The sequence below is a fragment of the Neobacillus sp. GCM10023253 genome (assembly GCF_042653105.1).
In the GTDB taxonomy this organism is placed as follows: domain Bacteria; phylum Bacillota; class Bacilli; order Bacillales; family Cytobacillaceae; genus Neobacillus; species Neobacillus citreus.
This window is the reverse complement of the sequence record NZ_JBHSHV010000003.1, coordinates 623,391-646,861: the sequence shown is the minus strand read 5'-3', so window position 1 is coordinate 646,861 and position 23,471 is coordinate 623,391. Positions and strand designations below refer to the sequence as shown.

Genomic DNA, 23,471 nt, shown 5'->3' with positions numbered 1-23,471 from the left:
ATGAAAATTTGTGAGATTCATTATTTTATTTCTGTTTCTTTAATGTGGGCCTCTAAGAAAGGCTTATAGTCCGGATCTTTCAGTTTTCCTTTTTTATACAAGATGGTACCAATAATGGCGTACAAGACTAGCATTGGTGCGCCGATATAGAATGAAAATCTTGTATCATGACTATAGGCCGTATAAGCGGCGATCGCAACTAATGCGATTAAACAAATAATGGTTGGAAGTGGATAAATATTCGTTTTGAACTTTAATTTGTCCACTGAGCCGCCATTTGCCACCAGCCATTTTCTGAATTTATAGTGAGAAAGAAAACTACCGAACCAGCCAAGTAACGTATTGAAACCAGCGATGGAAATTAACCAAACAAACACCTTATCCGGTGAAACGAAGTTTGTAATCAGAGAAACTTGCCCAAGGAACAATGTTAGGATAACCGCATTCATCGGGATCCCGCGTTTATTTACTTTACCCAAAGTTTTTGGAGCCTTTCCTTCTTTTGACAAGGCGACCAGCGTTCTGCTGATGGCATAAATCATCGAATTTGCCGCAGATGCGAGTGAAGTCAGAATGACAATATTCATAATCGCAGCAGCACCAGGAATTCCTGCCAAACTAAACAGACCAGCATAGCCATTGTTTAAAACGCTTACTTGTTTGTAAGGAACGACCAATCCCATGACCGTCACGGTACCAACGTAAAAAAGCAATACCCGGAAGAAAATAGTATTGATGGCTTTAGGTACATTTTTTTGAGGATTTTCTGTTTCTCCAGATGCAGTAATAACGGTTTCAACCCCAAGATATGACCAGATTACGCCAGTCATCATCAAAATAACTGCTGCGAACCCGTTAGGGAACATGGACATGTCTGTCCAGTTGGATAATCCAATAAATCCTTGATGTCCAATCAAACCAAAAATCATTAACACACCAACAATTAAGAAGATAATAATTGCAACAACCTTGATGCCGGCAAACCAGTATTCTGCTTCCCCGTATGATTTTACATCGATTAAATTCAAGGCCAAGATCAGTAAAGAAATGATGATACAGAAGACAGTAGGAGATACACTAGGGAAAAATTGATTTAGAATCATTCCTCCCCCAACGATTTCAGCGCCAAGGCCGAGGAATCCGTTGATGGATAAATTCCAGCCTACCATAAATCCCAATACAGGATGAACAAATAGGCCCGAATAGGATGTATAGGCGCCCGGAACTGGCATGAAGGTAGACATTTCGCCTAGACCTTTCATTAAAACAAACACTAAAAGCCCTATCACTAAATAGGCAATCGGGCCGCCTAGGGCGCCTGCCTTCGAAACGACATTACCAGAAGCGAGGAACAGACCTGTACCGATTGTTCCGCCAATGGAAATCATCGTAATATGCCGTTGTTTTAAGCCGCGTTGAAGGTCATTGGTGTTATTTTCCATAGATTAATTTCCCCTTTTTTTTAATTTACTAGTTTAATAAAATAAACCCCTTTCAATTTAAATACCTTTTCAAATATTCAGTTATTTGTATACTTTATATTATATATTTTATTTTTAACTGTCAATAAAAAAAGATTCTGTCGAATAATCGAACAAAATCTTTCGGGTTTTTCTTCTTATAGTGGCAGGTTTTCTACCTTTTTAGGGTTCCAATGGACTTCTTTCAATAATCTTTCCAATTCAGCCGTATCTTTACTTTTAAAAAGCTCCAGCATTTTTCGATGCTCATTATTGGTTTGCAATAGTTTTTCTTTCAAGCCGTCCTGTGAGCCGGCTTCCCCTAAATTTTTCAAAAATTTCTTTTCCCATTGAAGCAAAAGGTTGACTAAGCTTTTGTTGGGACAAACGGATAAATAGACACCATGAAAGGCTTCCTGCATTTTATCATACATTCGATAATTCTCGGTATTCAGCGCCAAATCAATGCTCTGTATATAGAAATCCATTTCACTCAAGTGCTTCTCGGTTAAAAGCGGTGCAGCCAAGGAAGCAGCGAGACCATCCAATGCTCCGATGATAAAATAGGTTTCTTCAGCCTCTTCTTTTGTAAGACTTTTTATCACAAAACCTTTCCTTGGTACATTGTCAATCAGCCCCTCCGACGCTAGTTGGATGAGTGCTTCCCTTACTGGGGTCCTGCTGACTTGAAGGCTTTCACAAATATTGTTTTCATTTAACTTTGCCCCTGCAAGCAATTTCCCACTGTTGATTTGATCCACAATATAATTATAAACATGGTCTTTCAGTGATAAATATTCCATAATTAGCTTCTCCAATACATTCTTTATTATATATATTGTATATAAACCTGCGGAATAAGAAAAGACCCACGCTTTCCGCCCAGGTCTATCTCAAAGTACCAGCACATATTGAATTTGATTAGAAGAGATGGGTGTAATGGCCGCAATCCGATAGCCGATACTTAAAAGCTGCGATAAAGTTTCTGCACAGTTGAGTCGGGGAGGCTCAATCGGGGCGTGAAAGCTTTTATAAAGCTGCAGGAATTGATTATTATTTGTACAATGAAGCAGGAGAACATGTTTACCTGTCCATGCCTGCCCGATGATGGGGTGTATTTGCACTTCATTCATGTTTCTCATATTGAACACCTTTTCTAGTTGATACAATAGTTTATGATTGATATCCAGTCCATTGTTCGCAATATGGATATTCAATAAAAAAAACTGACTCCAAAAGTTGAGTCAGTTTTTCCACCTCTATTTTATCCTGCCATCAAACAACAACCAGACCAAGTCTCTCTTTCGCCGCCATATACTCCTGATAAAGTTTGTCAACGAATTCTCCAGCACCGCTAACTTTATTAATGACGCCAATTCCTTGGCCAGAACCCCAAATTTCCTTCCATGCCTTAGGTTTCGAACTGCCGTCTGAAAAACTCATCTGAGACGGATCACTTTCAGGAAGCGCATTAGGATCTAACCCTGCCGCACGTATGGATGGAGCCAAATAGTTTCCTGGAACACCTGTGAACAGACTGCTATAGACAATATCGTCAGATGTAGAATCTACAATTGCCTGCTTATACTCTTCTACAGCATTCGCTTCGTGAGTGGCAATAAATGGCGAACCAATGTAAGCAAAATCAGCCCCCATCGCTTGAGCGGCGAGTACAGCACTGCCGGTAGCAATAGAACCTGCCAAAGCAACCGGACCATCGTACCATTCACGGATTTCCTGAACTAAGGCAAACGGGCTCTTCACGCCGGCATGACCACCGGCACCTGCGGCAACTGCAATCAACCCATCCGCACCTTTGTCAACTGCCTTGTGTGCGAATGTATTATTAATAATATCGTGCAGCACAATACCTCCGTAACTATGTATTTCGGTATTTACTTCTTCACGTGCCCCAAGGGACGTAATAATGATAGGAACCTTATACTTCTTACACATTTCCACATCATGTTCTAGCCGATTATTGGACTTGTGGACAATTTGATTGATCGCAAATGGGGCTGCCGGCCGCTCTGGATGACGGGCGTTATATGCCGCGAGCTCCTCCGTGATTTCGTGCAGCCATTCATCAAGAAGTGATGCCGGTCTTGCATTCAACGCCGGCATGGAACCAACTATGCCTGCTTTACATTGGGCAATAACCAGCTTGGGATTACTAATAATAAAAAGTGGTGAACCAATTACGGGTAAACGCAAGTCCTTCAGTACTGTTGGGATATTGGACATTTTTTCTTGTCCCTCCATTCAAATTTTTAACATTCTACTAAATTTTAATTCTCCAAATAATGTTTATTTTCCTTCTTTTATTTTTAAAACAGATTCCGTCTCAAAACTTCCATCCTTTATGATTAATGCGTTTAACTGGCCGTCGAAGGCACAGCCTCCATCGATTCCGATTACCCGGTTTGGACCAAAATAAACATTGTTTTGTTTATGGATCCTTCTTGTCGGGGTATGGCCAAAAATGACCGTTTCCGGATGCTGATATTCGTAAATAAATTCATCCCGAATATTTAGAAACTCCACTTTTGTCGTTTTTTCAAGCCCTTTTTTCGGATGGATTCCTGCATGGACAAAAACAAAATCCTGTTCCTTGATAAATAAAGGGAGAGATTGCAAAAAAGAAATTTGCGAAGAAAAATGAGCTTGGATAATGTTTCTTATGTCATTTTCCTTTTTCATGTCATTCAGCAATTCTGAGTATTCAACCCGATCCATACCAAGTCTATGTAAACAGCTATTTATCGTCGCTATTCCGCCAACCCTGCCATAATAAAAGATAATTTCTTTTTCATCTAGCCATTGCAAAAACATATCATCATGGTTGCCCAGCAAAGCAGTTGCCCCTTGACTGCACCATTCTTGTACTCTATCAAGTACAGCCATACTGTCGTGGCCTGTATCGACATAGTCCCCTATAAAAAGAACCTCTTCCGGTTGTGCATTAGTTTTTGTCAACAATTGATCCAGCTCTGCTGCACAGCCATGAATATCAGAAATCACAATTTTTCTCAAGGTTTCACCTCATAAAAATTGACTTGTCCATTACATCTATAACAATTTAAGTTCAATAACAAGTATGGAAATTCCTTTGATAATCTTATTTTTATACGCACTTACATAAAAAAAGAGCCCCTAAGATACTCGGGGCCCCGCAGAATGATGTTCTATGTGAGCTTTTTGCTTCAGTAATCTAAGTTTCTGGTTTCTTGTTAACAATCTCCAGAATGCTACCTTGAATACCATGTAAACCCCTCCCTCTAACCAATCATTTTCTTAAAAAATTTTTTATCGATTTCCTCCGACATTCCTTCACGTTTTTTATTGTAACAAACTTCGCAGGTTATTAAAATTTAAAAATTCCGACTACTTAAACCCTTTTTTTACAAATTAATTCCTTATTCTATGTGGGACCTTCAACATAAGAATGAAAAAAACAAGAACTTTGTATGTGAGTGTCGAAATATACAACAAAGAAATTGATAAAATATGTCAATAGTGTGAAAGGAATATTCAGCATTCACTGAAAGTTCTTGTCATAATTTCTCTAAAAGTCAGAAAATTGTACTAATTCCCCTGAAATTCCAGCATCTTTTTCGGTAAATTATAATTAATAGCACTTTACATAATTTTCTATTTCAAGATTATGATTTTAATAGATGAATAGTAAAGGAGGCGAACCAAATGGAATTTTCAGATCTGAACTGGGCTTTAGTCGCACCGCTTATTGGGATCCAACTTCTTCTAATCATTATTGCATTGGTCGATCTTTCAAAAGTCGAGCATACAAATGGCCCGAAATGGATGTGGGTGCTCATCACTCTTTTTATAAGTATTCTTGGCCCAATTTTATACTTCATCTTTGGCAAAAAACATTCATCATAACTAGCTTCCTTAAAAAAGGGGTGTGTAAAAAATGAATATTATGGAAGTCAAGTCGTTGACCAAGGCATTCGGCAAGCATATGGCCGTAAATGACCTGTCCTTTTCCATTGAGGAAGGCCGCTGTGTGGCGATGATTGGTCCGAACGGTGCAGGAAAAACCACGACGTTGGAAATGGTCGCTGGACTGCAAAAACCAACAGACGGAACCATTACATTTCTTGGTGTTGAAAAAACTGATTTTCGAGAGCACATCGGATATTTGCCCCAGCAACCGGTATTTTTCCCATGGATGAATGCTGTTGAGTACCTTGTTTTTATGGGGGAGCTCTCTGGTTTATCCAAGACCAAGGCAGCAAAGCGCGCTGTGGAGTTACTTGAACTTGCGGGAATTGCCGGTGCCAAGAAACGTAAGATTGGCGGTTACTCTGGGGGAATGAAGCAACGGCTTGGAATCGCCCAGGCATTGATTAACGAACCAAAACTGCTAATGCTTGACGAGCCTGTTTCCGCATTGGATCCCGTCGGACGCCGGGAAATTCTTGAGATGATGAAAATGTTGAAGGAGAACATGACGATTCTGTTTTCAACCCATATTCTCCATGATGCAGAGGAAGTTTGTGATGATGTGCTCATGATCCATAATGGCAAACTGGCCATCACTGGTTCTCTTCCCGATCTACGCAAAAATTATCAGGAAGACGTCATTATTATTTCCGCGGCTGAAAACCTGGAAGGCTGGGCCCGCAGCCTTGAATCATGGGATGTAATCACAAAGGTCATCTCCAAAAATGAAACAGTGGAGATTTTTATCAAGGATGTTTTATTAGCAAGAAGCCTGATTCTCGCTGAAATTACCGAAAAGCACCTTCCTATCACGAGCTTTACAGTAGGGAAAACCACACTTGAGGACCTATTCATGAAGGTGGTGGGAAAATGAAAACGTGGTTTGTTTTATTTCGAAAAGAATGGCTGGAAATGAGCCGAAATTATAAAGTAATCTGGATTCCTTTGGTCTTTATGTTATTCGGGCTTATGCAGCCAGTATCAAGCTACTATATGCCAGAAATCATGAACAACGCCAGCAACCTTCCGAAAGGTACAGTCATTAAAATACCTTTGCCTTCTAGTGGCGAAGTCCTTGCACAGACACTGGGACAGTTCAACCAAATGGGCGTACTCATCCTCGTGCTTGCTTTCATGGGGATCGTGGCCGCCGAACGGAGAAGCGGGGTCATGAAAACCATCCTAGTTAAGCCGGTAAGGTTTGCCTCCTATATCACAGCAAAATGGGTAAGTGCGCTGCTCCTTGGTGCGGGGTCAATCATTCTTGGCATGCTCTCAGCATGGTATTATACAGAGCTATTGATTGATGATTTCCCGTTTATCAATCTAGTAAAGGGAACCGGGATTTATTTCATATGGATCTTATTTTTGCTTACATTCACGGTTTTCCTCAGCAGCCGTTTGAAAAGCAGCGGTCTTGCAGCCGCTTTTGCGCTTGTTTTCAGCATTCTTTTGTCTTTGTTGACCTCTCTTCTCGATAAATGGATGGAATGGAGCCCAGCACAGCTGACAAATGCCGCTTCCTCTCTATTGACAGCAGGAAAAGTAGAAGGTCCCTTTCTTCTCCCGCTTGGTATTACTTTTGCCCTGGTACACCTTTTCCTTTATCTGGCATCCGTCCGTAAATAAAGCTATCATTTTTTACACACCAATTTTACTTGTTAAGTTTAAAAAAAAGGTTGTCCTCATGGTTAAGGACAACCTCTTGTTATTATTTTACAACCAGAACAGGACAAGTTGCTTTTTGTACAACATAATGGCTTACACTTCCCAAGAACAATTCCTTCAGCCCGCTTAATCCTCTGCTTCCCATGACAATAAAATCGGCATCATTCTTTCTAACAAAATCGATAATGGTTCCTGCAGGGTCCCCTTCCAACACAAATGTTCTTGTCTTATTTGGAAGCTTAAGCAGCTCTTGGTTTATTTCTTCGCGGATCGGTTCGATCGCTTTAAGCTGTTCCTCACGCCGATCTTGTATCGGAACTGCATAATGGTAAGCTAGCTGAATTTCCGGTTGAATAACCATGACAACATATAATTCAATTTTTTCGTCTTGCTTTACTAGATTCATTGCCATTTTTAAAGCTTTTTTGCTTAATTCGGAATGATCGTAAGGAACCGCGATTCTTGAATAATCAGTCAGCATTTACTTATCCCCCTCATTTTGGTATAAATACCATTTATTCACTTTTATTATATAACTTTTTCACTCTTCCGATCATGGGTGGATTAGAACATTATGTGAATTTTTTCATATATTGCTGGAACATATTGTTCATTAAAATATAGACTTTTCTGTATTATGATAGATTTATTAATACCTATCTGCTTATAGGGGAAATGTCTATGCTTAAGAAAATTATTACAACATTGCTATCATTCTCATTTTTACTTTGTGGAAATTTTCCCGTATCCATTTTTGACATAGAAGAGGCAAAAGCTTCTTCATATAATAGTCTAGGAGACCGGCCATTTATGGGCTGGAGCAGCTGGAGCTCAATCCGGAAAAAACCTACGGAGCAAAACATCAAAGCAGCCGCCGATGTAATGGCTGCAAAATTCAAGTCGCACGGATACCAATATATTAACTTGGATGATTACTATATGCTTGATTGGACCACCGCCGTTGATAAATACGGCCGGTGGGTGGTAGATCCAAAGAAATTTCCAAACGGGATGAAAGCACTTGGAGATTATATCCACCACAAAGGCTTAAAGTTTGGTCTCTATGTTACGCTAGGTATTCCAAAAGGCGCGGTGGATCAAAACACCCCGATTGAGGGAACACCCTATCACGCCAAAGATATTGTGAATTTTAGTAAAGGGCAAAAAGTGAATTTTAACTTCAAGAATATGTATGCCATTGATTTTTCCAAGCCGGGGGCACAGGAGTATATTGATTCGTGGGCTCAGATGTTTGCTTCTTACGGGGTGGATTATCTAAAAATTGATGGTGTCCGCAACCAGGATATTCAAGATGTCGAGGCCTGGGCAAAGGCGTTGAAGAAAACTGGAAGACCGATACATGTGGAGCTGTCCAATAATCTTGATATCAAACATGCTTCAACATGGAAGGAATTATCGAATGGCTGGCGGACCGATCACGACGTAGAGGCATATGGAAAGCCAACTCTCACAAATTGGAAAAAGGTGTCTAGAAGGTTTGATGATGCCGCAGAGTGGCACAAGCATGCCGGTCCGGGCGGGTGGAACGATTTTGATTCACTCAATGTGGCAAACGGGGGTAAAGATGGCCTGACAGAGGAGGAAAAACGATCTTATGTATCTCTCTGGGCGATTGCGTCATCCCAGTTTGTGATTGGGAATGACTTAACGAAGCTAGACGATTATGGGATCAGCCTGTTGACAAATGACGAAATTATTGGGGCCAACCAAAGTGGCGCGGCAGGGAAACGTTTATACAAAACCGCTGCCTCTCAAGTATTCTATCAAAAACTACCAGACGGTTCTTACAATATCGGACTCTTTAATACCGGAACATCCTCACAAAACGTAAGTGTGAAATGGGCAGATTTGGGAGTTGAGGGATCAGCAATGGTGCATGATATGTGGAGCCATCAGGATTTAGGCAGCATGGATTCAGGATTCACCACAGAACTTTCCACTCATGCTTCTCGTATGGTTCATGTAATTCCCACTTCCTTGAGTGGAAACCGATATACTCCCTATGATGTAAAAATATCGTCGGTACCTGCTGCCCCAGATTGGGTAATGGTTGACAGGAAAGATCAAAATTCCGTTACGATTACTTGGAATCCCATATATGGAGCAGAATCCTATACCGTTTATCGTAAAACCATCAATAGATTTGGATTCAGCAGCGGCTATACACTTATTGCAGCAAATCTAACAGAACCCAATTTTGAAGATAAAACCGCTACATTCCGTGCCGGCGGCAGTTATTCGTATGTGGTAACCGGAAAGAATGCTATTGGAGAAAGTGCAAAGTCTCCGAAAGCTCAAACAGACAGCCAATCCCTCATGCTTGTTGCCATTCCAATGATGTTATTTTTTACTGTTATCATCTTATTAAAACTCTTTAGTACGATAAGGGACAAATATCAATTATATAGAACAGCTTGATCTCAATACTAAAAGCCGCACTATAAATGGTGCGGCTTTTAGTTATGATGTTGCTACTCGATGGTTTAATTTTAAAATTCCACTTCTTCGCCTAAAATTTTTATCTTCGTTCCGTCTAATATTAACCGATCTTCCTCAGCTGCTACCATTAGTTCAACGCATTCAATAAACTCAAGTGGACTTACTTTCATTCCATACACCTCTTTTAGTGTTTTTTTCATAAATCCCTTGCACCCAAATCCTCTTCGCGTCACTAATAAAGCGCTTACATTGTATTTAAAACCCAATTTCTACATTTTATTAACGTGTTTATATTTTAATTCTGTAAAATTTTTCTATTTCCTCTATTTTAGTTTAAATTTTCTAAAATTAAAATTGTTCTAAACAAAACTAGTTCAATTGCCCTAATATCATGAATTATTCGTTTAGGAAATAGCCCCCATGTCCATAACAATACAGTATGAATAAATTGGAGGCAGCTCATGAGTTACGTGGATATTATCTTTGAACTGGTAATTGGATACATTGCCCTTTTTATTACGGTGAAATTTTTAGGAAAAACCCAATTAAGTCAAATTACTCCATTCGATTTTATTTCAGCATTAGTCCTAGGCGATTTATTAAGTAGTGCCGTCTTTGATGAAGGTGCTGGCATTTTGAAAGTCCTTCTAGCTATTGGTGTGTGGGGATTCCTTATTTATTTTACCGAAATGCTTACACAGAAATCGCGAAAATTACGCGTGTTTTTTGAGGGCAAGCCTTCGATGATTATTAACAGAGGGAAAATTGACTGGCGAGAAATGAAAAAGAACCGGTTAGATTTGGACCAATTAAAGCAAATGCTGCGTTCCAAAGACGTTTTTTCTCTCGAAGAGGTAGAGTATGCCATTTTTGAAAACAGCGGCGGAATTAGTATCCTAAAAAAACCAGAAGCGGATACTCCAACATGCAAGGATTTAAAAATCAAAGCGGAACAGAAAACAATTCCACTTACCATTATCAGTGACGGCGAAATTTTAGAAGAGAACCTTAAACAAGCCGGGCTAGATGAGAATTGGCTTTATAAGGAATTGGATAAAGGCGGGGTTAAAAATCCAAAGGAAGTTTGTTATGCTGAATGGCAAACGGGAAAGTCGCTTTATTTTCAGAAATATTGATACTATTTTTAGAAAAAGGACCTCTAGGGGTCCTTTAAATATATTTATCACAAATTATAATTTTGTTTTCTTAAATACTAAAACGCGTTTAAGTATTAAAGCGTAATGTTAAAAAAATATTAAAATTCAAAATCAACGACAATGATGTCTTCGACCCCAATTTCCTGTAAATAGGCGAAAACCTCTTGGTGCGCCGGATGTGGTCCATAGTTTTCCAAGGACGTTCTGTCCTCAAATCGTACCGTTAATCCAATTTCAAAACCTTTGCTCCTATTTGAAAAATTGATTCCTTGCTGTATATCTATAATACCGGGAATCACTTCTTTTAGCAGCAGGGTCCTGCTAATTGCCTCTTGCTTTTGTTCTATGGTTGTCTCTGGTGAAAATTTCAGTAAAACAATGTGTTCTACCATTACTGTTTTCCCGCCTGACTGTTTAATTTTTCGCGATCAAAACCGGCAATTTGCTTGTATTGATTGGCGATATCCTGTAATTCCTGCTGGGAAATGACATCACTTAATTCCTCAAAACCATTAGGTGCGCGGTCTTCGACGATTTGCATGACCACTTCAGGACCATTTTTCCGGTTTGCCATAACAATATTTGCAGTTGGTTCTAATCTGGCTTCTTCATATGCCTTCAATGCCTGTTCTGCAGTCGGATATGCTAAAATAGCCTCTCCCAGGGCATCTGCATCCAAAATCGCCTGTGAAGCACCGTTTGAACCAATTGGATACATAGGATGGGCTGCATCTCCAAGTAAAGTGATTCGTCCGAAGGTCCAAGTGGGAAGCGGATCACGGTCGACCATCGGGAACTCATATACTGCATCTGTTTCCTCAATTAACTGCGGAACATTCAGCCAGCCAAAATCCCATGCTGCAAAATGCGGAGCAAACTTTTCCTTATCAATTTTCTTATTCCAGTCCGCACGGTCAGGCATTTCGTCTTTAATCGCCAATTCTGCAATCCAGTTAACTAAAGAGCCCCCTTTTGCTGCGGTTTCGGGACATACCGGATAGGCGACAAACTTTTGATCTTGGTAACCCGCCATGATCATTGATCTTCCGGTCAAAAATGGATCAGCTTCAGTAATTCCGCGCCATAAGATCCGGCCGCTGAATTTTGGCAGGCCTTCATTTGGATAAAACGTTTTTCGGACAACCGAGTGGATGCCATCGGCGGCAATCATCATGTCCGCACTGTATGGGCCAAGAGACTCTCCTGTTTTACGATTGATAAATCGAGCCGCTACCGTGTCTCCAACCTGTTCAAACGATTGTAAATGATGCCCGGTTAAAACGGCATCCTCCCCTAATTTTTGAATGACGGCATTTAACAGCAGCATTTGCAGGCGTCCGCGGTGAATCGAATATTGCGGCCAATGGTAGCCGGCAGCTTTGCCACGTGGTTCCTGCCAAATTTTCTTGCCGAATTTGTTAACATACATGAGCTCGGCGGTTGGCAGGCCAGTTTTTTCAAGTTCATCTGCGAGGCCTAGCTCGGTGAGGACCCTAACAGCATGAGGCAAAAGGTTAATCCCGACTCCCAGCGCTCTTATCGTTTCGACACTCTCGAAAACGCGGACAGACACTCCGGCCTGATTAAGTTTAAGTGCCGTTACAAGGCCGCCGATTCCGCCGCCGACAATGAGTGCGGTTTTTATCTCTGACATTGCGTTCCCTCCTATAAAAATACCGCTTTAGTATTTTGATATTTCTTAATTATTGCAACAAAATAAAAATATATCAATATATTTGTTCACCAGCCTGTACATACAAAAGACCCACTTAAAAGTGGGCCCGCAATGGATTATATTAATACTTTATAAATATTCATATCTGTACTTTCTCGTCTTTTCCTAAGTTCTGGCACAATTCTCCGAACGTGTTCACTATTATCGTGCTGTCTCAAAGCCTCTTCATCTTCCCATTCCTCGATTGTTGCGAAAATGGTCGGGTCGTTAATATCACCATGAAGCGTATACATGAAGCAGCCTTTTTCTTTTCTCGATTCGGTAATCACTTCACTCGCCAATTTAAGATATTCCTCAACATTTACGTCCGGTTTTAATTTAGATTTGCAGACAACTCTTATCATGTAATTAGCTCCCTTTTTTAAAAATTCTCACTAATTTTAGGCTTCTATTTGATTTTAGCATTTTTTAATAATAAAAGTTATCTACTTCTTTTGGGTTCAGTTGTAATTATTTTAGGTCAAAAATGATCATGACTGAAAACTAATCGCCTGTTTACCCATCTGAATCCATGACTCTGGGTTTGTGTTGCTTGCTGCGTTTGAGTTTCCAGTTGGGGCTCAGTTGCTGCCTGGACTTCATTTTCCTGAGATTCAACCGAGCTGGTTTCAGTTAAACCGGAAATTTTTTGATCCTCTTCGTTTGTTGCTTTCGTTTCAGTACTATTTTCTGTTGTATTTGATGTTAGGTCGTCTTTTTGTGCTTCCGCATAGCTAACACTTGCGAGTATCCCCAATATAAAAATTACGGCAAAAATTTTAATCTTCAAATTTGATTGACCCCCGATTTCTCTCTATTTCCTATTGGATGGCCTAATTATGATGGGAATTCCTTAATTTTTTCTTAATAAAATGATGCATAAGAACCGTCCCCATGCATCATTTCTTTCTTATTTTTATTAGTTGATTTTCTAATAATGTGTCCGTGTCTAGTAGGTTTAGAGTTTTTAATTCTTCAATAGAAACAGCAAATTCTTTAGATATTTTGTATAAGGTGTCTCCTTTTTGGACTTTGTAGGTTTCGTATCCATTAAAGGAATGAAAGAATGATATTTCTCCTTTCTCTTTTGCTTCATGTGCCCTATTTTTTGCGAGGATGCCGTTTTCCATTAATGTGTTGATGATTTGATGTGCCCTAAAGGTATAGGAGTGTGCTTCAACTGATTTTTGGGCCTGTCTTTGGATTTCAACCCGTTGTTCTGATTGATTCAGGTAGAATTTCACTTTCTGAATCGTTTCTTCCGGAGTAAGAGAGACTTCTAAATCTTTCCCTGGTACGAAATTTCGCCTGACTCCTGGCGTATCCATGGTCAGCAGAAAGCCGCCCGACCCTAATATTTCGTAGGTCCGCTGGGTCAATAAATCAGGATAATTTTGCAAACCTAAGATAATTTTCGAGGAACTGTATACTTTATTTGCCTCCTTATAGTTTAGAAAGCCGTGAATCCAGTCCTTCGGAATTTTTACGCCTAAATAATCATCCATCCTGTCCCAATTTGCTCCCCAAAAATCAATCCGAACATTCGCCTTAAGAAGCGGCTTAATTAAAATTTCTAACGACTGATGGCGAAAATGATCTGGATACTTTTCTAAAATATCTGGATACGCATTCGCAACGATTGCAATCTCTGCTTCAAACTCTGGATGGCAGCTAATTGGATGGTGAAGGCTCTCCTCAAAGCCAAAATCTAAATACTCCGAAGGAATACCTAATTGTTTATACGTGTTTACCTTGTCAGGGCTTAATGTAAAAACAAAGTCAGGCTGAATCGTTTTTACTAATGGAATGGACCAAACGTCGGTATAAGCGGGGTCTTCCACTGCCCAATAGATTAATGGAAGGTTATACTTTGCCATCTGTTCACGAATGGTGATTTGTTTATCCTTTGTATGTTCCTCTCCCCAACCAATGGTAATGGCGAAATCGGGCAGAAAACTTTCAATCATATTAGATAGACCTTCCCTATTGATTGGACCCGAAATAAGAATGTCATGTCCGTGGGCTGTAAACCCCTTTGTTAGATTATTACTCCAGATTTCCCCGCTTTCTATAAAAAGAATTCGCACCTTTTTCACCTATTTCTTTTTAATTTTTAAAAAATCATTCACGTTGATGATATCTGATTGGAGGCCATTTAATTTCTTGATTTCTTCCACACTAACGCCGAATTTTCTTGAGATGCTCCATAATGTATCCTTTGGCTGGATGGTATATATTTCATAGTTTTCCTTTAATGTATCCACATAGTGGATGAATTTCCCTGCGCCCGAACTTTCCGAGTCTTTTGGAAGAATGCCTGCCCCGATAAGTGTTTCGATGATACATTCAGCCCGATGCTTGTACGAGTATTTTTCAACCGCTTTCATTCCAGCAGCTTTAACTTTCTTTACTTCTTCAGGATGACTTAAATAGTATTTTACAAGATCAATGGTTTCTTTAGCTGAATTGCTGACTAACAAATCTTGGCCGGGAGTAAATAGCCTCCTAATCTCAGATGTATCATTTGTAAGCAAAAGACCGCCCGAACCAAGCACTTCATACGTCCGCTGGGTTACCTGGGTATCATGATTCTGGACACCTAGAATGATGTTTGCCGAACTGTACACCTTATTCGCTTCTGTATAGGGTAGAAACCCATGAATCCATTCATCGGGTATCTTCTTGCCAAGGATATGGTCCATTTGATCCCAATAACGTCCCCAAAAGTCAATTCTGATATTTTCTTCTAAAAATGGAGCAAGAAGATCCTTAAGCGCTTTAAAACGGTAGTGGTCCGGCCTTTTTTCATAGAGCATTGGATAACCATTTGCCACAACGGCAATGGACACTTGATACGTATCATCTGAATTGTCGGGATAATGAACATCTGAATGATAGCCGAAATCCAAGTGCTCTGACGGAATCTTTAAGTCCCTGTAAAACGCCACTCTTGGGGGACAAATGGTAAATACAAAATCTGGTTCAATCGTCTTAACGAGAGGAAGTGAAAAAGTCAGCGTATAGCCAGGGTCTTCTGTTGCCCAATACACATGAGGAATGTTTGTGGGAGTGACATGCTTTCTAATCCACAATTGTTTTTCCTCTGTATGCTCGGCGGTATGCCCCATTGTAAATATTAAATCGGGTTGAAAGGTTGAGAGCATGTCAGGAATACTTGCCTCAGTCAACGGACCGGAGACCATGACAGTATGCCCAGCATCACGAAAGCCGTTCGGCAGACCATAAATCCACATTGGATTACTTTCTAAAAACAATATTCGCATTCTCAAACCCTCCCTTTTAAAAATTTTAGTCCCATAGCATGTCACTTACTTTTACTAATTGATAGCCTTGTTTTTTGAGTTCCGGTATCACAAGCTCCATCGCCTCTGCTGTTGGTTTTCCATTTAAATGCGCTAAGACAATGTCATTACCCGTAAGATTTGAAAAAATTCGTTGATAAATAAACTCTGCCGTTGGTTCCTTCCAATCGAGAGTATCGATGCTCCAATAGATGGTATATGGAAGGTCCATTTCACCTGCTGCTTCCAGAAGGTTTTTATTCCAATAGCCAAATGGCGGCCGCAATAATGGGCACCCTTTAGTTCCAAGAACTTTTTCAAAACTAGCGGAAGTGGACTGTAATTCTGCTTGAATCTCATGTTTCGATTGTTTTGTTAAATCTGGGTGGCTATACGAATGATTGGCTATTTCATGTCCGTCTGAAATCATTCTTTTAGCGAGCTGCGGGTATTTTTCTATCCATGCACCCGTTAAAAACATCGTTGATTTTACATTGTATTTTTTTAAAACATTTAGGATGTTCTCAGTATTTTCGGCACTGTCACCTGCATCAAATGTTAAAGCAATCATGTTATCATCTTTTAAACCTTTCGATATAAAAACCGAAGGCATTTTGTGGGAGTTGGTATAATCCTTTTCAATCTTTAACGATTGGCCGGCATAAATAAAATCTGAAGTTAATTGGTTATCCTGTTTGAGCTTTTCTAGTGAAATGCCAAACTCCTTGGAAATCTTAGCTAATGTTTCTCCATGGCAGATTGTATATAGGTCATATTTTTCATAATCGAGATTCTTTCGTACTCTAATTTTTAGAGGCAGGCCGGTATCGATGATATCGGTGGTCAGGCTATTTAATTCCTTTAACCTAGCAATGGGCACTCCAAACTCTCTTGAAATAAGGGACAAGGTATCCCCATTTTGAACTTTATAGATTTCAAATTCGCCCTGTTGAAAAGTTGTCCTATTTTCCATTTTAAGAGTGTAAGTACTTTTCCCTTTGTTGAAGATTCCTTCTTTCTCCAAAACCTCTACCATAAATTTAGCTCTTTCTTTATAGGAATGTTTACGGACAGCTTCAAGGCCGGCTTGGCGAATTCTCTCTCTTTCTTCAGGGTGCTGAAGAAGATGGGTCACGATTTCGAGTGTTTCTTCAGGTGATGATGATGTCAGTAACTCCCTTCCTGACTTGAAAAGCCGATTAATTTCCGGTGTGTTATTCGTAATAAATAGGCCACCTGACCCTAGGACTTCATACGTTCGCTGCGTTAATTGTGTTTGCAGGTTTTGCAGCCCAATGGTGATATCAGAGGCACTATACACTGTATTTGCATTTGTGTAATCAATATAGCCACGGATCCATTCCTTAGGGATCTCCACTCCCAAATGGGGACCCATGCTTTCCCAATTGTTCCCGTAGAAATTAATTTGAATATTGTTTTCAAGTAATGGTGTAATCAAGCTTTTCATCGACTGATGCCGAAAATGACTTGGAAAATAGGATAGCTTTTTTGGGTATCCATTGGCTACGATTGAAACTGGCGCATAATAGTTTGGGTCGACATCCACGGGGTGATGTACTTTAGGATGGTAGCCGAAATCCAGATGTTCGGCAGGAATTCCTAGTCCCCGGTAGTAAGGAACCCGTTCCCGGCAAATAGTGAAAACAAAGTCCGGATGGGTTCTCCGAATATAAGGAATAGTAAAGATTTGTGTCGATGTCGGGTCTTCTGTAGCCCAGTACACATGAGGAATATTGCTATTTATGGTGCTTTCGTAAATTTTCTTCTGCTTTTCCACAGCGGTGTTTTCTGGCCCCCACCCCATCGTGATGATTAAGTTAGGCTGAAATTCGGAAATACGTTTGCCAATATCGAGATTGTTGATTGGACCGGAAATTTTCACTTCGTGCCCTGCATCTATAAAGCCATTCGGTAATCCGTGAATCCACATGGGATGACTTTCTAAGAATAAAACGCGCATTTTTTTCCTCCCACTCCCCTTTTGTTGCTGTTTGTCCATCATTTTTTTAAACAGATTTATAAATAAACAAACAAATCCAATATTTGTAGAATCTAAAAGCATAGTATGCATTTTTTTGAAAAATGCATAGAAAGATTGCCCAATACGGGAAGAAATGAAATATTTTTTCAGAAAAGCAAGTTGGTTAGGAAGCCACCAATCTATTCATATCATGACATTAATACATGCGTTTTTTATTATTTCAACATATATTAAATAATGATTAAATAAGCAAAGGAGACCACCATGGAGGATAATAAAAACTCGTTTCCCCTATATCATGGCAGCGAATCAATTCCTAAGATTTCTTTTATGGTAAATGTGGCATGGGGAAATAAATATTTAATAGACTTATTGGAATTGTTGAAGGAAAAAAATATTAGCCTTACTTTTTTTCTTGAGGGGAGATGGGTTGAAAATTTTCCTAAATTGGCACTCATGGTTAGAAATGCGAAACATGAGATTGGCAACCACGCCTATTCTCATCAGGATATGAGTACTATATCAACAGAAGAAATTCAAATGGAGATTACGAAAACCAATGAAATCATCAATAGAATACTAGGGGTTAGTCCTAAATATTTTACTCCGCCTTATGGGTCTTTTGATCAAAGAACGATTGACCATGCAGCGCAGCATAATATGACAACCATCATGTGGTCATTAGATACGATCGATTGGCGATTTGAAAATCCTAATGAGATTGTTGAGAACATAGCCCCTAACCTTAAGAATGGCGATATCATTTTAATGCACCCAACTAACTCCTCTTTAAAAGCACTTCCAGTTTTGATAGAAAAAGCTGCAGAAAAGAATCTCCAAATTGTTAATATTTCCGAGTTGCTGAAGACGAAGTGAATTTTTTTAAATTTGGTAGAAAGGAGCCTGATTTTAATTAGATGAAAGATAAGGAGAATAAAAAATACCAATTATATATAGTGAACCCTTCAGACACACTTTGGGGAATATCGAAAAAATTCGGTGTTACCATAGGACAGCTAATGAAATTAAATAATCTAACTTCCGAAGAAATATATTATGATCATGTCCTAAAAATCCAAGAGATTGTCGAAGACGATGTGCTTTTGAACAAAACGATGAATGAGGTAATCCCTGATCAAATTCCCGGCGGGAACCAGTCCAAAAGGTGGGCTAAAGCTATCTTGGAATCGGCTCAAAAGCACCAAGTTCCTTTTCAGATTCTTTACAGCATCATGGTCACGGAAAGCCGAGGAAATCCCAATCTAGTATCTAATCGGGGAGCAATTGGATTAATGCAATTGCAAATTGAAACTGCGAATTTCCTTGGGGTTAACCCCTGTATTCCTGAGGAGTCCATTGATGGCGCTGCACGTTATTTAAAATCCCTCTTTGCAGAGTTCCATGATTGGCCCTTTGCCATTGCAGCCTATAATTGTGGTCCTGATCGAGTAAAAAAATACAAAGGAGTCCCGCCAATAGAAGAAACACAGAATTATGTAAAAAGTGTCCTTTCGTATTGCAGCGCTATTAATTGGGATGATTATTAGAAAGCTTGTTAAATAAAATGAGGGGTGAATAGCCCCTCTAATCTATTAGGCTCCCAATTTTAGCATGACAAGCATGTAAACTGATGAAAGAATAGTTATGATGGCGATGACCATTTTTAATTGGTGAAGCGGTACCTTCGTGGCGAAGCGTGCGCCAGTTACAATCCCGACAATTGTCCCTATCAGACTAGCGATAATTAACGAGGATGTATTTATCATACTTGCATGGGCGAAATATCCAAAAATAGACGGAATGGCAATGACGACGGAGTTTAGGAGACTGACCCCTACTGCTACCCTGATGTTGATTCCGAGACTTGCCAGTAACGGCACTAGTAAAATAGGACCGCCCGCTCCTGTCAATGAGCAAATGGCAGATGTAAGGAAACCGAGCAAAACAACCATTAATGAATGATCGAGAATTTTCGAATGGTTATTGCCATTTAATGAATTTGTGTTTTCTTTATTTTTCTTTAATAAAATGGATAATCCCGCTAACAAGACAAAAACATAAAGAAGTAGTTTTGCCAGGAAATCCGGTATCATCACATTAATTTGCACACCCAAAAAAGCGCCGGGCAGACTGCCAATACTCAAGTAAAGTGCTAGTTTTAAATCCATATTTTTAGATTTCCAGTAGGAATAGGCACCGATGATGCCTGAGACTGAAAAGGATAAGAAACTAAGTGCAAGGGAATCATGCACGGGCATTTTTAAAACACCTACATAAATCAAAGGCAGGAGGAAACCAGAAATCCCCGACAACCCTAATAAAATTCCGATGATTAAATTGGAACCAATAACAAAACTCAATAGAAATAAATTAGTGAACATATTTACGACCTCAAATCCGCCAATATTCCATTTGGCGAAAAATTAATATTTGCCCTTATGGCAAGTTCCTTTAGAGCTGCTTGCTTTCATATTTTATTTTCCTTCATCTTGAGTAAGAACTTTTCTGTTTCCATTAATATTTTACCATTAAACAAAACAAAGGACGGTTCTCGTGCATCAAATCGATGCATGGGAACCGTCCCCGTGCCTCAATATACTCTTTTAGCACCTACTGCCCGGCCGGGGTCAAAAGTGGACCTATCTGTTTCAGATGGGGCTTTAGGCAATACCATCACAACAACTGCTGTTGCGAATGCCAACGGCGAATTTATTGCTAATGTGGATGTAACTGCCCTGAGGGATGGTGCCCTCATCATTTCGGCTGTGCAAACAAGTCCAACGGGAATCAAAAGCCCTGCTGGAAAAATGACTGTTGCCAAAGATACAAGTGCTCCCCTTGCACCAATTTTAAATAATAACAATTTTATTAATCAGGAAAACAAGAGCTCATTTTTGCTAAACGGAACTGGCGAACCAAATGCACAGGTGAACATCAAAGCCTTCGATGGTACAGGCAAGAGCGTTGAGTCAATCGGACAGGTGAATGAAACTGGCGGATACACCATTTATGCAGACCTGTCCAGCTTAAATGATGGCGATATCCGATTCGAAATCACCCAAGTCGACCAAGCCGGAAATAGGAGCCCATTTGCCGTCAAGACGCTGAACAAAGATACACTTGGTCCTGCTCGTATCCAATTTAGCCAGCCTCCAAGTATTTATAGCGGAAACGTCAACACCTATAAACTAAGTGGTACTGTTGAACCGCTGATCACACTGGACTTGACCATTTCTGATGTTTTAACCAGCATGGTTAAAACCACTGTAACAGATTCGCAAGGCAATTTTTCTTTGCCCATTGATGTTAGCGGCCTGAAGGATGGGGATATTACAGTAGGCGTTCTGGCCACTGACGCTGCCGGGAACAGGAGCCAGCTTCAGCCTTTGACCATAACAAAGGATACAACTGCACCGGAAGTGCCAGTAGCAACCGTGGCACCATATGTTAATCTGTTAAATCAGAATCAATTTTCTGTGAGTGGTTCTTCTGTGGAAGAAGGTGCTTCGGTTAAGATTACCGTTAGCGATGGGACCACCAATATAGCCAAAACCGCCATGATTTCAAACGGCAAATTTAATCTTAACTTTGATGTAGCCAGTTTGAAAGATGGAACCTTAACGCTGGAAATCATGCTGACAGACAAAGCAGGAAATGCAAGTATCGTTCAAACTTCAACGGTTATAAAAGATACCGTTGTTCCAAATCCAGTCGTATCCAAAAACGGCTTTGGGTTTGAAAATAAACGTCCGATCTATACGATGCTTGGCTCAGCAGAACCCTATTCTATCGTTTATGCAACCATTCGCAACACAAATGGTGCAGAGTTAATGAGCACGTCTGGGACAGCGGACGCGGAAGGTTTTTATACTTTAAAATTCTATCTTGACCAAACAGATATGACCGGCGCTGCGGCGGCTTCTGTATATCAAACGGACTTTGCAGGAAATATCAGCACCTTAGCCACGGTTCCACTATACAGCCATACCGCTGCAGCTGGCGAAAGCCTATTTATGATTGCGAAACGCTATAACACCACCGTTGACGCGTTAATGGCACTAAATCAGCTTACCAATAATGCCATACAGCCGAATCAGTTGTTACGATTACCTGTAACAGCGAGTGAAGTGGTCAATCTCGGCTATATGTATTTTGGCAATACCCAGGATTACGTTTCGATGGTGAACCAAACAGCCAGCTCCGTTAATACCGTGTCGCCGAGTTATTTTGATATCAATGCGAATGGTACCTTGAAATTGACCTATAGCTTGGACCCAGCCTTTATTTCAGCAATGCATTTGCAAGGAATCCGCGTGGTCCCATTTTTAAGCAATCATTGGGATCGAAACATCGGCCGGGCCATGCTCGCCAATAAAGAGCTGGCTGCCCAGCAGATTGCCGATGCCATTGCCCGCTATAACTTGGACGGTGTCAATGTGGATATCGAAAATGTCACGGAAGTGGACCGGGCCAACTATACGGAATTTGTTCGGTTACTGCGGGAAAAGATTCCAGCTTGGAAGGAAGTTTCAGTGGCAGTTGCGGCAAATCCAAATGGCTGGACAACAGGCTGGCACGGCTCGTATGACTATAACAGCTTAGCAAAATATGCCGACTACTTAATGATCATGAGTTACGACGAAAGCTACCCCGGTGGAGCAGCAGGTCCTGTAGCCAGCAACCCTTGGGTAGAAAGGTCGGTTCAATATGCCTTCAATCAAAATGTCGCAGCTGATAAAATTGTCCTCGGCATCGCCCAATACGGACGATATTGGATTCAGGGGCAAACCTATGGAGGCTTTGGAATTTCAAATTGGCAGGTAGAACAATTAATAAAACAATATAACGGAACGGTTATTTTTGATGAAGTAAGCAAAACGCCAAAAGCGATTGTTACCATCAGAGAAGGAGATCCTAAGCCGGTTGTTGGGGGAACTACTTTGACTGCCGGTACCTATACCATCTGGTACGAAAACGAGGAATCGATTCGTCAAAAATTACTGCTGATTAGTAAATATAATTTGCGCGGTGTTGGAAACTGGAGTATCGGACAGGAGAACAAAGAGGTTTGGAATAGTTATGCGACTACCCTTCCGACAACCGTGGCAGTAACTCAGGCTCCTCCACCTATAGAAGCGGCCGCTCCGCCTGCTCCAGCGTATATATCGTATACAGTTGTTGCGGGCGATAATTTATATTCACTTGCCCTTCGATACAATACAACTGTCAGCCAAATTAAAGAAATCAACAATTTGACTACCGACACTCTTTATATTGGCCAGACATTAACATTACCGAACACAACCGGCACGAATACAACACCCGCACCTACGCCGGCGCCTGCTGCAACCACCACTACTGTAACCTATACGGTAGCGGCGGGCGATTCTTTATCCGTCATTGCAAATCGGTATAATACGACGGTGGCAGCCATTAAAGAAGAAAACCAGTTAACAACTGATACGATTTACGTAGGACAAACCTTAAAAATCACGACAACAAACACTACACAAGTGAATGCAACAGTCATAACGTACAAAGTGGTATCCGGTGATTCCTTATCCGCCATTGCGATGCGGTATAACACCACTGTCATCGCTATTAAAGAACTAAACGGCTTAACAACAGATACCATTTATGTGGGACAAACTTTAAAAATCCCAGGATGAGACTTAGGGACGGTTCTTGTGCATCGCAGGCATGATGCACGAGAACCGTCCCCATGTTTCACTGCCTTCATGA

The 23,471-nt window shown here is 40.4% G+C and carries 23 protein-coding genes; 8 read left to right on the top strand and 15 right to left on the bottom strand.

Translation table 11 applies throughout. The features are described from left to right. Window positions 1-20 precede the first annotated feature (20 nt). The 5 genes from ACFPA1_RS03540 to ACFPA1_RS03520 all read right to left on the bottom strand — a co-directional run bounded on the left by ACFPA1_RS03540 (window position 21) and on the right by ACFPA1_RS03520 (window position 4,493). Window positions 21-1,442, bottom strand: a complete 1,422-nt coding sequence (locus tag ACFPA1_RS03540) for an amino acid permease (protein WP_378581314.1) — start codon at window positions 1,440-1,442, stop codon at window positions 21-23. Between the two features lie 176 nt (window positions 1,443-1,618). After that, window positions 1,619-2,263 carry a GntR family transcriptional regulator gene (locus tag ACFPA1_RS03535; protein WP_213140571.1) on the bottom strand — a complete coding sequence of 215 codons (645 nt, stop codon included), beginning with the start codon at window positions 2,261-2,263 and terminating at the stop codon, window positions 1,619-1,621. A gap of 90 nt (window positions 2,264-2,353) precedes the next feature. Continuing rightward, window positions 2,354-2,677, bottom strand: a complete 324-nt coding sequence (locus ACFPA1_RS03530) for a hypothetical protein (RefSeq protein WP_378581312.1) — start codon at window positions 2,675-2,677, stop codon at window positions 2,354-2,356. A gap of 58 nt (window positions 2,678-2,735) precedes the next feature. After that, a complete protein-coding gene (locus ACFPA1_RS03525) occupies window positions 2,736-3,704 on the bottom strand; it encodes an NAD(P)H-dependent flavin oxidoreductase (protein ID WP_378581310.1) in 969 nt (322 codons plus the stop codon). 63 nt (window positions 3,705-3,767) lie between these two features. Beyond that, on the bottom strand, window positions 3,768-4,493 hold the full coding sequence (locus tag ACFPA1_RS03520) for a metallophosphoesterase (protein WP_378581308.1): 726 nt from the start codon (window positions 4,491-4,493) through the stop codon (window positions 3,768-3,770). A 669-nt stretch (window positions 4,494-5,162) separates the two neighbouring features. Here ACFPA1_RS03520 and ACFPA1_RS03515 point away from each other — a divergent pair. From ACFPA1_RS03515 to ACFPA1_RS03505, 3 genes are read left to right on the top strand one after another with little or no spacing between them, the layout of a single operon-like run. Beyond that, window positions 5,163-5,363 carry a PLD nuclease N-terminal domain-containing protein gene (locus ACFPA1_RS03515; RefSeq protein ID WP_213140574.1) on the top strand — a complete coding sequence of 67 codons (201 nt, stop codon included), beginning with the start codon at window positions 5,163-5,165 and terminating at the stop codon, window positions 5,361-5,363. Window positions 5,364-5,394: 31 nt separating this feature from the next. Next, on the top strand, window positions 5,395-6,300 hold the full coding sequence (locus tag ACFPA1_RS03510) for an ATP-binding cassette domain-containing protein (RefSeq protein ID WP_378581306.1): 906 nt from the start codon (window positions 5,395-5,397) through the stop codon (window positions 6,298-6,300). Then, window positions 6,297-7,055 carry an ABC transporter permease gene (locus ACFPA1_RS03505; RefSeq protein WP_378581304.1) on the top strand — a complete coding sequence of 253 codons (759 nt, stop codon included), beginning with the start codon at window positions 6,297-6,299 and terminating at the stop codon, window positions 7,053-7,055. Before ACFPA1_RS03510 ends, ACFPA1_RS03505 begins: the two co-directional genes overlap by 4 nt. Window positions 7,056-7,137: 82 nt before the next feature. On the opposite strand, the gene ACFPA1_RS03500 is transcribed toward ACFPA1_RS03505, so the two are convergent. After that, window positions 7,138-7,575 carry a universal stress protein gene (locus ACFPA1_RS03500; RefSeq protein WP_378581302.1) on the bottom strand — a complete coding sequence of 146 codons (438 nt, stop codon included), beginning with the start codon at window positions 7,573-7,575 and terminating at the stop codon, window positions 7,138-7,140. Between the two features lie 200 nt (window positions 7,576-7,775). On the opposite strand from ACFPA1_RS03500, the gene ACFPA1_RS03495 reads away from it, so the two are divergent. Continuing rightward, a complete protein-coding gene (locus ACFPA1_RS03495) occupies window positions 7,776-9,533 on the top strand; it encodes a glycoside hydrolase family 27 protein (protein ID WP_378581300.1) in 1,758 nt (585 codons plus the stop codon). 71 nt (window positions 9,534-9,604) lie between these two features. Here the strand turns inward: ACFPA1_RS03495 and ACFPA1_RS03490 are convergent, their stop codons facing one another. Further along, entirely contained in the window at window positions 9,605-9,754 is a 150-nt protein-coding gene (locus tag ACFPA1_RS03490) for a hypothetical protein (RefSeq protein ID WP_213140579.1), read from the bottom strand. 261 nt (window positions 9,755-10,015) lie between these two features. Between ACFPA1_RS03490 and ACFPA1_RS03485 the strand changes: the two genes are divergently transcribed. Continuing rightward, the gene (locus tag ACFPA1_RS03485; RefSeq protein ID WP_378581298.1) at window positions 10,016-10,690 is read left to right on the top strand and encodes a YetF domain-containing protein; all 675 of its coding nucleotides are present in this window, start codon (window positions 10,016-10,018) and stop codon (window positions 10,688-10,690) included. Between the two features lie 119 nt (window positions 10,691-10,809). On the opposite strand, the gene ACFPA1_RS03480 is transcribed toward ACFPA1_RS03485, so the two are convergent. The 7 genes from ACFPA1_RS03480 to ACFPA1_RS03450 form a co-directional block, all read right to left on the bottom strand. Next, window positions 10,810-11,103 carry a Dabb family protein gene (locus ACFPA1_RS03480; RefSeq protein ID WP_378581296.1) on the bottom strand — a complete coding sequence of 98 codons (294 nt, stop codon included), beginning with the start codon at window positions 11,101-11,103 and terminating at the stop codon, window positions 10,810-10,812. Continuing rightward, window positions 11,103-12,365, bottom strand: a complete 1,263-nt coding sequence (locus tag ACFPA1_RS03475; protein WP_378581294.1) for a flavin-dependent oxidoreductase — start codon at window positions 12,363-12,365, stop codon at window positions 11,103-11,105. Before ACFPA1_RS03475 ends, ACFPA1_RS03480 begins: the two co-directional genes overlap by 1 nt. A gap of 137 nt (window positions 12,366-12,502) precedes the next feature. Then, window positions 12,503-12,790 (bottom strand): putative quinol monooxygenase, encoded by a 288-nt coding sequence (locus tag ACFPA1_RS03470; protein WP_213140583.1) that lies wholly within the window; start codon window positions 12,788-12,790, stop codon window positions 12,503-12,505. 116 nt (window positions 12,791-12,906) lie between these two features. Further along, window positions 12,907-13,215, bottom strand: a complete 309-nt coding sequence (locus ACFPA1_RS03465) for a hypothetical protein (RefSeq protein WP_378581292.1) — start codon at window positions 13,213-13,215, stop codon at window positions 12,907-12,909. A 109-nt stretch (window positions 13,216-13,324) separates the two neighbouring features. After that, window positions 13,325-14,392, bottom strand: coding sequence for a glycosyltransferase family protein (locus ACFPA1_RS03460; RefSeq protein WP_378581290.1), 1,068 nt, complete (start codon window positions 14,390-14,392; stop codon window positions 13,325-13,327). 129 nt (window positions 14,393-14,521) lie between these two features. Beyond that, complete coding sequence (locus tag ACFPA1_RS03455) at window positions 14,522-15,709, bottom strand: glycosyltransferase family protein (protein ID WP_378581289.1); 1,188 nt, start codon at window positions 15,707-15,709, stop codon at window positions 14,522-14,524. Window positions 15,710-15,734: 25 nt separating this feature from the next. Continuing rightward, on the bottom strand, window positions 15,735-17,708 hold the full coding sequence (locus tag ACFPA1_RS03450) for a polysaccharide deacetylase family protein (protein WP_378581288.1): 1,974 nt from the start codon (window positions 17,706-17,708) through the stop codon (window positions 15,735-15,737). 285 nt (window positions 17,709-17,993) lie between these two features. Here ACFPA1_RS03450 and ACFPA1_RS03445 point away from each other — a divergent pair, with 285 nt between their 5' ends. Together ACFPA1_RS03445 and ACFPA1_RS03440 are read left to right on the top strand one after the other, a co-directional pair. Continuing rightward, window positions 17,994-18,605, top strand: coding sequence for a polysaccharide deacetylase family protein (locus ACFPA1_RS03445; RefSeq protein ID WP_378581287.1), 612 nt, complete (start codon window positions 17,994-17,996; stop codon window positions 18,603-18,605). A gap of 41 nt (window positions 18,606-18,646) precedes the next feature. Next, entirely contained in the window at window positions 18,647-19,276 is a 630-nt protein-coding gene (locus tag ACFPA1_RS03440; RefSeq protein ID WP_378581286.1) for a lytic transglycosylase, read from the top strand. A gap of 45 nt (window positions 19,277-19,321) precedes the next feature. Here the strand turns inward: ACFPA1_RS03440 and ACFPA1_RS03435 are convergent, their stop codons facing one another. Next, window positions 19,322-20,110 (bottom strand): sulfite exporter TauE/SafE family protein, encoded by a 789-nt coding sequence (locus tag ACFPA1_RS03435; RefSeq protein ID WP_378581285.1) that lies wholly within the window; start codon window positions 20,108-20,110, stop codon window positions 19,322-19,324. Between the two features lie 204 nt (window positions 20,111-20,314). On the opposite strand from ACFPA1_RS03435, the gene ACFPA1_RS03430 reads away from it, so the two are divergent. Further along, on the top strand, window positions 20,315-23,398 hold the full coding sequence (locus tag ACFPA1_RS03430; protein WP_378581284.1) for a LysM peptidoglycan-binding domain-containing protein: 3,084 nt from the start codon (window positions 20,315-20,317) through the stop codon (window positions 23,396-23,398). Window positions 23,399-23,471 lie beyond the last annotated feature (73 nt).

Bases quoted from the DNA above. Each gene is read 5' to 3' on its own strand.
- ACFPA1_RS03540 (WP_378581314.1), bottom strand. From the start codon at position 1,442: ATGGAAAATAACACCAATGACCTTCAACGCGGCTTAAAACAACGGCAT.
- ACFPA1_RS03535 (WP_213140571.1), bottom strand. From the start codon at position 2,263: ATGGAATATTTATCACTGAAAGACCATGTTTATAATTATATTGTGGAT.
- ACFPA1_RS03525 (WP_378581310.1), bottom strand. From the start codon at position 3,704: ATGTCCAATATCCCAACAGTACTGAAGGACTTGCGTTTACCCGTAATT.
- ACFPA1_RS03515 (WP_213140574.1), top strand. From the start codon at position 5,163: ATGGAATTTTCAGATCTGAACTGGGCTTTAGTCGCACCGCTTATTGGG.
- ACFPA1_RS03510 (WP_378581306.1), top strand. From the start codon at position 5,395: ATGAATATTATGGAAGTCAAGTCGTTGACCAAGGCATTCGGCAAGCAT.
- ACFPA1_RS03505 (WP_378581304.1), top strand. From the start codon at position 6,297: ATGAAAACGTGGTTTGTTTTATTTCGAAAAGAATGGCTGGAAATGAGC.
- ACFPA1_RS03500 (WP_378581302.1), bottom strand. From the start codon at position 7,575: ATGCTGACTGATTATTCAAGAATCGCGGTTCCTTACGATCATTCCGAA.
- ACFPA1_RS03495 (WP_378581300.1), top strand. From the start codon at position 7,776: ATGCTTAAGAAAATTATTACAACATTGCTATCATTCTCATTTTTACTT.
- ACFPA1_RS03490 (WP_213140579.1), bottom strand. From the start codon at position 9,754: ATGAAAAAAACACTAAAAGAGGTGTATGGAATGAAAGTAAGTCCACTT.
- ACFPA1_RS03485 (WP_378581298.1), top strand. From the start codon at position 10,016: ATGAGTTACGTGGATATTATCTTTGAACTGGTAATTGGATACATTGCC.
- ACFPA1_RS03480 (WP_378581296.1), bottom strand. From the start codon at position 11,103: ATGGTAGAACACATTGTTTTACTGAAATTTTCACCAGAGACAACCATA.
- ACFPA1_RS03475 (WP_378581294.1), bottom strand. From the start codon at position 12,365: ATGTCAGAGATAAAAACCGCACTCATTGTCGGCGGCGGAATCGGCGGC.
- ACFPA1_RS03470 (WP_213140583.1), bottom strand. From the start codon at position 12,790: ATGATAAGAGTTGTCTGCAAATCTAAATTAAAACCGGACGTAAATGTT.
- ACFPA1_RS03460 (WP_378581290.1), bottom strand. From the start codon at position 14,392: ATGATTGAAAGTTTTCTGCCCGATTTCGCCATTACCATTGGTTGGGGA.
- ACFPA1_RS03455 (WP_378581289.1), bottom strand. From the start codon at position 15,709: ATGCGAATATTGTTTTTAGAAAGTAATCCAATGTGGATTTATGGTCTG.
- ACFPA1_RS03450 (WP_378581288.1), bottom strand. From the start codon at position 17,708: ATGCGCGTTTTATTCTTAGAAAGTCATCCCATGTGGATTCACGGATTA.
- ACFPA1_RS03445 (WP_378581287.1), top strand. From the start codon at position 17,994: ATGGAGGATAATAAAAACTCGTTTCCCCTATATCATGGCAGCGAATCA.
- ACFPA1_RS03440 (WP_378581286.1), top strand. From the start codon at position 18,647: ATGAAAGATAAGGAGAATAAAAAATACCAATTATATATAGTGAACCCT.
- ACFPA1_RS03435 (WP_378581285.1), bottom strand. From the start codon at position 20,110: ATGTTCACTAATTTATTTCTATTGAGTTTTGTTATTGGTTCCAATTTA.